The sequence below is a fragment of the Streptomyces sp. SM1 genome (assembly GCF_002910825.1).
Classification (GTDB): Bacteria; Actinomycetota; Actinomycetes; order Streptomycetales; family Streptomycetaceae; genus Streptomyces; species Streptomyces okerensis.
On the sequence record NZ_NEUB01000737.1, the window covers coordinates 21,847 to 27,846 of the forward strand.

General features: G+C 68.5%; 5 protein-coding genes. 2 read left to right on the plus strand and 3 right to left on the minus strand.

All coding sequences use genetic code 11. The features are described from left to right. Positions 1-159 precede the first annotated feature (159 nt). From B9S61_RS21590 to B9S61_RS21600, 3 genes are all read right to left on the minus strand, one after another. The gene (locus B9S61_RS21590; protein ID WP_103543736.1) at positions 160-1,380 is read right to left on the minus strand and encodes an alpha/beta fold hydrolase; all 1,221 of its coding nucleotides are present in this window, start codon (positions 1,378-1,380) and stop codon (positions 160-162) included. Between the two features lie 88 nt (positions 1,381-1,468). Continuing rightward, entirely contained in the window at positions 1,469-3,049 is a 1,581-nt protein-coding gene (locus B9S61_RS21595) for an AMP-binding protein (RefSeq protein WP_103543737.1), read from the minus strand. Between the two features lie 100 nt (positions 3,050-3,149). Further along, the gene (locus tag B9S61_RS21600; RefSeq protein WP_103543738.1) at positions 3,150-4,460 is read right to left on the minus strand and encodes a hypothetical protein; all 1,311 of its coding nucleotides are present in this window, start codon (positions 4,458-4,460) and stop codon (positions 3,150-3,152) included. Positions 4,461-4,740: 280 nt separating this feature from the next. On the opposite strand from B9S61_RS21600, the gene B9S61_RS21605 reads away from it, so the two are divergent. Together B9S61_RS21605 and B9S61_RS42480 are read left to right on the plus strand one after the other, a co-directional pair. Then, entirely contained in the window at positions 4,741-5,040 is a 300-nt protein-coding gene (locus tag B9S61_RS21605; protein WP_103543739.1) for a transposase, read from the plus strand. Continuing rightward, on the plus strand, positions 5,028-5,969 hold the full coding sequence (locus tag B9S61_RS42480) for an IS3 family transposase (protein ID WP_258039777.1): 942 nt from the start codon (positions 5,028-5,030) through the stop codon (positions 5,967-5,969). Before B9S61_RS21605 ends, B9S61_RS42480 begins: the two co-directional genes overlap by 13 nt. Positions 5,970-6,000 lie beyond the last annotated feature (31 nt).

Here is a 6,000-nt window from a genome sequence, read left to right on the forward strand (position 1 = left end):
CCCTGCAGGCGCCTGCTTGCCCCGGCGCCATGGCCACAGACTGTGCGCGACCGAAGTACCCCCCGGCGTTGTGGACCGGCTCCGCACGCGGTCGCCCGCACAGCCGTGCACCGCGCCCCGCGGAGCTCTCCCGTCGCTGCGGGCGCTCCGTCTGCCGGGTTACTCGGAGAGGAAGTTGTAGAGGTGGGTGAGGAAGGTGGGCCAGACGGGGTCGTCGGCCGTGAACAGGTGGTTGCGGCTGTCGAGCAGGACCAGTCGGCTGTCAGGGATGAGCGTGGCCAGTTCCAGGGCCTGTGCGACGGGGACCCGCGCGTCGTCGCGGGCGTGGATGATCAGCGTGGGGCAGGTCACGTCGTGAGCGATGCCCGAGACGTCGATGCGGGTGAACTCCTCCATGAAGCGCAGGCCGTTGGCGGGCGAAGTCGTCTGCCGCTGGTAGGCGGCGAACCCGTCCCACTCCGCAGGAGTGGCGTCGGCGAGGAACTGGGAGGCGAAGTGGCGCAGGAAGCTGATGCCCTGCGAACGCCATCCGGCGCGTGCGATGTTGAGGTCGACTGCAGCGGTATCGCGCTCGGCGTCGCTGCCCGCACGGATCTGCTGTCCCCGGGCATAGGCGGAGGTGAGGATCAGATGGCTGACCCGCTCGGGGTGAAGAGCGGCGTAGGCGACCGCCACCGCGCTGCCCTGTGACACTCCGAGCAGGGGGAAGCGGTCGAGGCCGACGGCGTCGGCCACGGCATCGAGGTCGGCGACGAGGTCGTCGAGGGTGAAGCTGCCCATGTCCCATGAGGAGAGGCCGCAGCCGCGCTCGTCGTAGCGGATGAGCTGCCGGCCGCGGGTGAGACCGTCGAACCAGTGGGCCCACATCGGGTTGGTCCGGTCGAGGTCGAGGTGGGTCAGCCAGTTGGCGGTCTTCACCAGGGGCGGGCCCTCGCCGGTGCGGGCGTAGGCGATGCGGGTGCCGTCGGCGGACCGGCAGAAGCGGATGACCTCATGGTCCGCCTCCGCCCCTGCCGGGACGCCGGGGGCCGTGGCCGTGGCCGTGGCGACCGGAAGGGGGGAATCCACCGTCGTCTGCGCGACGAACCGATAGCCATGCGGGTGCATGGTGCGGATCATCTGCTGCCGTGAGTCGCTGTCACCGATCGCTTGACGGGCCGTGCGCAGCGAGGCGGCGAGCACGGCCTCACTGACCGCCTGTCCGTGCCCCATCCTGTCGCGCAGCTCCTTTTCGGGCACGACGCGACCCCGGTGCTCGACCAGGTGACACAGGAGCTCCAGAGCCGGGGGCTCGACATCGACCCGCTGTCCGTCAAGGCTGAGGCCACGGCGGTCCGCGTCCAACGCGTACTGCCCGAACCGGAAAACCGCGCTGTCCACACGAAGACTTTACAACGTCCGTGCAGTCTCCGGCAGTTGGGTGCCCGCCCCCGGCGCCTGACACTGGGCCCGCGAGCACGGGCACCGCTCAGGAGCGCGCGGGATCCCGTTCCCGCAGCCGGCGCCGGAGGATCTTCCCGGAGGCCGCCTTCGGGATCGCCTCGATGAACTCGATCCGGCGGATCCTCTTGTACGGGGCGACCTGGCCCGCGACGTGGGCCATCACCTCGGCGGCTGATATCGGCACCCCCGTCATGGGCACCACGAACCCCTTGGGTATCTCGTTGCCCTCCTCGTCGTCGACGCCGATCACGGCCGCGTCGGCGATGCCGGGATGCCGCACCAGGATGGCTTCGAGCTCGGCCGGCGCCACCTGGTATCCCTTGTACTTGATGAGTTCCTTGACCCGGTCGACGATGAACCAGTTCCCGTCCTCGTCGACCCGGCCGATGTCACCGGTGTGCAGCCAGCCATCGGCGTCGACGGTCGCGTCGGTGTCCTCCGGGCGCCCGAAGTAGCCTTTCATCACCTGCGGCCCCCGGATCCACACCTCGCCCGGCTCGCCCGCCGCCAGGTCCAGCCCGGTGATGGGATCAACCAGGCGTGCCTGCGTCGACGGGAGCAGATGCCCCACGCACGCGACGGGCTCGTCGAGGTTGCCGTCGGCGTGGATGTGTGAGGCGGGGGAGAGTTCGGTCATGCCGTACGCCTGCCCGACCTCCACGCCCAGCCGGTCGGCCACCGCCGCCTGCAGGCCGACGTCGAGCGGCGCCGCGGCGCAGATGATGCGTCGCAGGTGCGACAGGTCCAGGTTTACGACCGCGGGGTGCTTGGCCAGCGCGAGCATCACCGGCGGGGCGACGTAGGCGTGGGTGATGCGGTCGCGCTCCAGGCTGGTCAGGAACGCGTCGAGGTCGAACCGTGTGTGCACGTACACCGTCGCGCCACGGCGCAGCGGGCTGTTGACCTGCGCGGTCAGCCCGAAGATGTGGAAGAAGGGTAGGATCGCGATGACGCGGTCGTTCTCACCGACCCGGTGCGGGCCGTTCAACTGCTCCAGGTTGGTGCACAGGTTGCGGTGGGTCAGCATCACGCCCTTCGGTACGCCCGTCGTACCGCTCGAATACGGCAGTACGGCGACGTCCACGGCGGGATCGAGGTCGAACGCCGGCACGTCGCCGTCGCTCAGCAGCTCCAGCACCGAACGCTGACCGTCCGCCCTGTCACAGGCCAGGATCTCGATGTCCCGGCCGGTCTGTTGCCGGACCAGCTCGACCGCGGCCCGCGCGGTCTCGATCAGCGCCGACGCGCTCACCATCAGCCGTGCCTCGGCATCGATCAGCTGTTTGGCGATCTCGCCGGGTGTGGCCAGCGGCGACAGCGTGGTCACCGTCCCGCCCGCGGTGGTGGTGGCGTAGAGAACCACGGGGAACAGAACCGTGTTCGGCGAGTGCAGCGCGACCACGGCACCCTTGCCGATGCCCTCGGCCGCAAGGCCCGCCGCGATCCCCCGGACCAGCGCAGCCAGTTCGCCGTAGCTGAGCGACCGTCCGCTCGCCACGTCCACCAAGGCCGGCCGCGTTCCGCGCCGCGACGCCTCGCCGAGCACCCACTCGTGGAGAGGGCGATCGGTGACGGCGACCTCCGGGTACTTGCTGGTGTAGATCATCGAAACTCCGTTTCTCGGTTGCCGTGCTCGTCACAACAGCAGGGGCACACCTCCCTGTCGGGATGCCCCTGCTGTCGCCAAGCGGGTGTTACTGCGGGATTTACGTAACGTCGGCCAGGGTCTTGGGATCGATGCCCATTTCCTCCGCGGCCTTGAGTTCCACATCGGAGACCTTGCGGACGACGGAGACCTTGGAGCGTGCGGTCTCCGGGAAAGTGCGGCCCACGTAGGAACCGGAATCGCCGGCGTTCAGCCTCAGGCTCGCGTTGGTGACCAGGGTGCCGTCACGGCGGATCGGGACCAGCTGGTGGGTGTCGGTCCACAGTGCACCGGCATGGCCGGCGGGCACATCGAACGTCACGCTCACACTCTTGGTCTCAAAGGTGGACACGCCGTAGCGCGTCGTGTAGCCCAGCTCGACGGACGCGCTCACGGAGGTTTCCACGGAGACGCTCGCACCCATGCCGAAGGGCTTGGCCGATGCCTCCACGCCCGCCGTGACGCCGACGGTGATCCCGGTCGTGAGGGCGAACTCCTGCGCCCTCTCCCGCGAGACGCCTTCCTCGACCGTCTCGGCGATCTGCCCGCCGCCCGCGCTGCGGAAGTCGACGTGGCGGATGAGGTCGTACTGGCGCTTGCGCTGGATCTTGTAGAAGGGGGAGTTGGCCACCTTCCACGCCTCGGAGCGCGCATCGTCCCTGACCATGAAGTAGGGCACGGTCAGGGCCCGGTCGGTGACGATCGCCTGGGCCGGGGGCGCGTTGTAGGACACCAGCCGCAGTTCGGGGGCGTAGTCGGCCTTGTCGACGACGGCCGGCAGGTCCAGCACCCGGGTCACGGCCGTCGGCCCGTGCGGGGTGTCGGGGCCGCAGCTGAACGTACCGGCGGGCACGAAGAGGTGCTCCTCGGTGTCGTCGAACGGATACAGCGGGGGCGTGATGGCCCACAGACCCTTCCCGTTGCCGTTGGTCTGTAGGGGAAGGCGGCCGAGTTCCGCGCGGCGTACGTGGGGGCGTCCGTTGTGTTCCTGCTTCACGCACATGATGCCCAGGGCGGCGGCGTCGGGCTTCTCCAGCCCCTTCCCGGACACGGACAGGTTCGCTACGTCCCCCAGAGCCACGTACCCGGCAGGCGGGACAGGACGCCACACTTCGATCTTGAGCACGCTCAAGCCGGGAAAACGACCCACATGCTGGAAGTCGACGGGTGGCTTGAGCAGGTCCTGGCCGGCAGAGCGGTCCCGGACCACCAGAGCGCCGTACGCGTCCTGCCAACTCGACACGAAGCCGCCCCCGAAGACGCTGCCCAGTGTGCGCCACGCCCCGGTCCGGGAAGCGGTTCCGGCATGGAGCGAGCCGTTCCATGGGGTGGTGTAGCCGATCTCCAGGTCGCCGTAGAGTTGAGTGATCATCTGTTAGTCCGTCCGCGGGTCGTTGTCGGTGTGTGGGCGGGCCGGCGGCGCCGGCCCTGCGCGAAACGGTCGGAGAGGATCGTCGCATCGCGTGACGGCGGCCATTGACAATCGCGTGTCTTCCGATGGTCGGACCTGCGGTCGGGCCACCGCTTGGCGGAACTCTGAGGCTTTTCTGAGGAAAGGCTGAGGACAGGCGAAGAAGGCGGATGTAAGAAGTCCGTCATCTGACCTTCCCCTCGTAGCGTAGAGGCCGTGACTGCAGGGGAAGTTGGGAGTCATGGCGGAGAAGAGGCGGAAGTTCGACGCGGAGTTCCGTGAGGGGGCTGTGCGTATCGTGACCGAGACAGGCAAGCCGCTCGCGCAGGTCGCGAGGGAGCTGGGGATCAACGAGACCACGTTGGCCAGCTGGGTCTCTCGCGCCCGGCGGAACGGTGCGGCTGCTGGCGGGCGGAGCGAGAGCGTCCAGGAGGAACTGGAGCGACTGCGCAGGCGCAACACCGAGCTGACCAAAGAGAACAAGGAACTGGCCATGGAGCGTGATGTCCTCAAACGCTGCATGGTCCTGTGGGTGAAGTAGCTGTGGCGGACCCGGCGGCTCTCGTCGGGGTGATCAGCGACCAGAGGACCGGGCACGGCATCCCGCACACTGTCTCCTGCCGCGCGCTCGGCGTATCCGAGGCGTGGTTCCACAAGTGGCGACGTCGCCCGGCCGAGCCGACGAAACGCGAGGTCAGACGGGCGATGCTGGAGGAGAGGATCACGTACTTCTTCCGCCGCTCGGGCGAGACCTACGGGTCACCGAGGATCACGCTGGACCTGTGGGCCGCGGGCTGGCAGGTCTCGGTGAACACGGTCGCCGAGATCATGGCCGAGCTCGGGCTCCAGGGCCGTAAACCGCCCCGCAGGCGCCGCTCGCTGACCCGGCAGGGCAAGCGCAAAGCGGCCCCTGACCTGGTGCACCGCCACTTCGACGCGGTCTCCCCAAACGTCCTATGGGTGGGCGATATGACCGAAATCGAGACCGGGGAGGGAAAGTTGTACCTGGCCACGGTCATCGACCTGTTCTCGCGCCGACTGCTCGGCTATGCGATGGGTGCGCATCACGACGCTGCCCTGGTCGCCGCGTCGCTGAAGATGGCCGCCACCACGCGCGGCGGCGATGTGGACGGCGTGATCTTCCACTCCGACCGCGGCAGCGAATACACCAGTCAGGCGTACAACGAGCTGTGTGACCGGCTGGGCGTGGTGCAGTCCATGGGGCGGGTCGGGTCGGCGCTGGACAACGCCGCCGCGGAGTCGTTCAACTCGCTGATCAAGGTCGAGTACATCCACCGGCACCAGTTCGCCACCCGGACCGAGGCCCGGCTGAAGATCGCCACCTGGATCACCGGCTTCTACAACATGCGCCGCAGACACTCCGCGGCCGGCGGGCTACCGCCGGTGGAGTTCGAACAGATCATCAGCGAAGCACGCGCCAGCCACCATCAGGAGGACCTGGCCGCATAAGGAAGGTCTCTACGCTTCCAGGGGATTGACA